The sequence below is a fragment of the Mycobacterium sp. MAC_080597_8934 genome, from assembly GCF_000523975.1.
Taxonomy (GTDB): Bacteria; Actinomycetota; Actinomycetes; order Mycobacteriales; family Mycobacteriaceae; genus Mycobacterium; species Mycobacterium avium.
In genome coordinates this window covers 1-3,315 of sequence record NZ_JAOS01000044.1, presented here as the reverse complement: position 1 = coordinate 3,315, position 3,315 = coordinate 1, and the positions used below count along the sequence as shown (strand labels likewise).

Below are 3,315 nucleotides of genomic sequence, written 5' to 3'. Positions count from 1 at the left end.
GGCGGGTCAACCCGTCGGGGTGGGATGTTCATCGATCGAGGCGCTGGAGGTGGTCGGTAAGGGCGTGGGCGACGCGGTCGTGGCGGGCGGCTTCGTCGGTCCAGCCGCGGCACTCGGCGTCGGTTCTGAGGGCCTGGACGTCGGCGAGTTGGTCGGTGAGCGTGTCGCGGAATTCGGGGGCGGTGACGTAGTTGTCGCAGGTTTCGCAGATGTTGGCATAAGGGCACGCGCCCGCGGATTCGTGGCGAGCGCAGTATCCGTGTGCAACGCGGGTTTTCAGCATTTCACTGTGCAGCCAGCCGACCTTGTCGGGCAGGATCGGTTTGCCGACCGGGGTGAGGGTGAACTGGCGGCGCATCTTGCCCATCGCTTCGTCGTAGGCCGCGCGCAGGGTGGGCGAGGCCAGGGTGGCGTAGCGGATCGTCATTTGTGGAGTGACGTGCCCGAGTAAGGACATCAAGGCCTGCAGACTCATCCCGGCGTTGGCGAGTTCGGTGGCCCAGGTGTGGCGCAACTGATGTGGAGTGACCATCAGGACGCCGCCGTCGGGACGGTGCAACCCGGCGGATTCAGCGGCGGTGAGCAGCCCGTTGCGCAGCCGGGTGTAGCCCAGGCGGCGTCCGTGCCGGGTGAACAGAAAGTCGGTGAGCACGCCGGTGCGTGGGTGCGGCAGCGGCCGGTGCGTGCCGCGGAGGGCGACCCACTCGTCGAGCGCGGCGAGGGTCGCGGCGGAGAGCGGGACCATGCGTTCGGTGGCGAGCTTGCCCAGTGGCACCTTCAGCCAGGTTCCGGCCGGTCCGTAGTCGATGATGCTGCCCAGTTCGAGGTCGAGCAGTTCCCCCGCCCGCAGGCCGGCACCACGCAGCACGGTCAGGCCGATGCGGGCGAACGGATCCTGCAGGTGGGCAACGGCGTTCATCACTGCCGCGTCCACATCGGGTGCTAGCGCGCGTGGCAACGGCTGGTCGAGTTTGGGGACGTCGGCGGCGAATACCAACCGCCGTGGTGGGGCCTGCGCCCAGCCCCAGGCGGTGATGTCGTCGAGCAGGTTGCGCAGACTGAGCACTGCCGACTGGGCCACCGCGGCCGAGACGGTGCGCCCGGCGCCCGCGGCGGCGCGCTGACCACGCCAGCCCCGGGTGCGATTCCATTTCAGGTAGCCCTCGATGCAGCTCCGGTCGAGTTCACGCAGGCTGATGACGTCGGGATGGTGAGCGGTGAGGTATTCGGCGAAGGGCAGCAGGTCGTTGATCAGCGACTCGACCGATTTGGGCCGCAGCACCGCCGCGCGCACGCCGATGTAGCGCAGCAACGTCTGACGGATCGGGTCGGGCATCTCCACCTCGGTGAAGCGCTGCTCGAGGCTACGGGCCCACCGCCGGCGTTTCGGCGCGGTGTCGATGACCGCGGTCTCGAACAACAGCTGCCGCAGGCTGGCCAGCCGCCCCCTGTATGCCCGCCGCGACGATGGCGGCACCACGGTACGTGACAGCGCGGCGTCGAAGTCGTCGAGCGCGTCGCCGGTCAGGTCGGCGACCATTCCGCCGTGGTGTGCCAGCACTACCGCCAGACATTCGCCGAGGACCGTCTCGACCCAGGAACTCCTCCAGCCCAACCGAATTCCCGCATTCCGCAACGCGGCGAATCCGCTCGGATCCCGGTCCTCCACTGCGCGGCCCAGCCCGGTCAACTGTTTGACCGCGGCCAGCTCGACGTCCAGCCGTAACCGGCCGGTGCCGATCGTGTGACAGATCAGCGGCCACGCCCCGGTGTCCCGTATCTCGGCGATCCGCTCGGCTGCCGGCAGCGTCATCCAGGCGTGCAGGTCGCGGTGGCGTGCGGTGAAGTCGCGAGCGATCCGAATCCGGTCGCGTACCGCCCGCCCGCTCAAACCCAGGGTGGCGACGTGGTCGAGATAATCCGCCACCACCTCGTCGGCGCCTACGGGTTGGCCGACCAACACCGTGGTCACTGCCGGGCTCCGGCCAACGTCGCACGAGCAGCACCGTATTCGGCGGCGAGCTGCTCGATCGACAAATGCACGTAGCGGGCCGTGGTCTCCGGCGAGACATGCCCCATCAACGCCCGCAACGCCAGCAGATCGATTCCGGCCGCCGACAATTCGGTGCCGTAGGTATGCCGTAAACGGTGCGGGCGGACTCTTGTGGCGCCAGAGGTCTCCCGGTGCCGACGGAACAGGCTGCGCAGCCCGGCCTCGCTGACCGGTGCACCGGTCGTCGGGCCGCGCAGCACTACGAAGCACTGCGGCGTCGCCAACCCCGGCGGCCGCTCCCATCGCAGGTAGGCGGCGAGCTCGGTGAAGAACGCCGCATCGACCGGGACATGACGTTCCTTGCCGCCCTTGCCGATCACCCGAAGCCGGCGCCGGCCCATATCGACGTCGGCGAGCAGCAGGCCACGCGCCTCGGCCGAACGCAGCCCTCCGAGTAGCATCACCAGCACCATCGCCCGGTCCCGGTGCGTTGCCAGTGTCGCCAGGAACGCGTCGACATCGTTGGTGGACAACGATTCCGGAAGACGCTGCGGCTGACGCACCAACCTACCGCCACTGCGTGCACGCCCGGGACCCAGATGACCGAGCAACCCCCGCTGCGACTGGCGCAGCCCCTGTCCCCGCCGCGGCGACGGCACCGGATTGTCGGTGCAGACACCGGTCATCACCAGATACTCGAATAACGCGCGCACTGCCGCGACCCGGCGGTTCACCGTCGAAGCTGCCGGCGGGGTCGACGAGCGGTGACCGCCGGTGGGCTGGTCCGTTCGGCGGACGCCTTGCCAGTCGATCCAGTCGAACACCAACGGCGCATCGACCGCGGCGAGCCCGACCGCTTGCTGGACGAGGAACCGGCTCAAATTGGCGACGTCGAATGCGTAGGCCCGCACCGTGGCCGCGCTGAACCCCCGTCCCGCCAAATGGTTGAGAAACGCGTTCACCGCGTCCTGCCCGTCCCAGTCGCCCTCCAGGACATATCCGCTGTCGCTCTTGAGTACCCGCATCGCCGCTCCGCCTTCCCCCACCGAGATGCAGACAGCATCCATCCGTGCTCAGCGCTTGTGCGTGAACCTCACGCTGCAGCCCGAACCGTGTCCCCGGAGAGCCGGTTAACGGATAGTGGGTTGTTGGACCAGATCTGCCGCCAAATTTGTTTGGGGAAGGCGGTGAAGGCGAGCAGGTCGGCGCGGGCGTCTTCGAGGTGGTCGGCGACCTTGGGGAGCTTGTCGGCCAGTGCGTCGATGATGCGGTCATATTGGGCTGCAACGGAACCGGCGTCAGGTTGATCGAAGACCGAATGC

Annotated in this window: 3 protein-coding genes; all 3 read right to left on the bottom strand. The window is 68.3% G+C overall.

The genetic code is table 11. The annotated features are described in order from the left end of the window. Positions 1-28: 28 nt before the first annotated feature. Entirely contained in the window at positions 29-1,972 is a 1,944-nt protein-coding gene (locus NF20_RS20660; RefSeq protein ID WP_007172497.1) for a tyrosine-type recombinase/integrase, read from the bottom strand. Further along, positions 1,969-3,018 (bottom strand): tyrosine-type recombinase/integrase, encoded by a 1,050-nt coding sequence (locus tag NF20_RS20655; RefSeq protein ID WP_007172498.1) that lies wholly within the window; start codon positions 3,016-3,018, stop codon positions 1,969-1,971. The genes NF20_RS20660 and NF20_RS20655 overlap by 4 nt, the downstream gene beginning before the upstream one ends. A 68-nt stretch (positions 3,019-3,086) precedes the next feature. Beyond that, positions 3,087-3,315: IS256 family transposase (locus NF20_RS20650; protein WP_033717457.1), on the bottom strand; the 229-nt coding region annotated here is incomplete at its 5' end.